General features: G+C 61.1%; 1 protein-coding gene. It reads left to right on the top strand.

The annotated features are described in order from the left end of the window. Positions 1-457, top strand: a 457-nt coding sequence (locus tag EN994_RS34925) for a porin (protein ID WP_164746602.1), incomplete at both ends; no start/stop codon positions are given.

A 457-nucleotide genomic window follows, 5' to 3' on the forward strand; every position in this document is an offset into this window, starting at 1 on the left:
GTCGTCGTCGCCGAGCCGGAACCCGCTGAATACGTCAAGATTTGCGACGTCTACGGCGCTGGCTACTTCTACATCCCCGGCACCGAGACCTGCCTGCGCGTCGGCGGCTATGTCCGTTATGACATCGGCGGTGGCGACCTCGGTTCGTTCGATGGTGCAAAAGCCGCGGATCACCAGGATGGTGATGACCACAATACCTGGCTGAAGAATACCCGCTTCACGCTGAAGACCTGGACAGGCCAGGAAACCGAACTCGGCACCTTGAAGACCTACACCGAGACCCGCTTCAACTTCGGCGACGACAACGCCTTCGAGGACGTCAACGCCGCCCACAACCGGGACGTCTCGCTGAACTTCGCCTGGATCCAGCTCGGTGGCCTGCGCGTCGGTAAGGACGAATCGGCCTTCGATACGTTCGTCGGCTACGCCGGCAACGTCATCCAGGATACGCTGGTTC

It is taken from the genome of Mesorhizobium sp. M7A.F.Ca.CA.002.09.1.1 (genome assembly GCF_003998555.1).
Lineage (GTDB): Bacteria > Pseudomonadota > Alphaproteobacteria > Rhizobiales > Rhizobiaceae > Mesorhizobium > Mesorhizobium ciceri.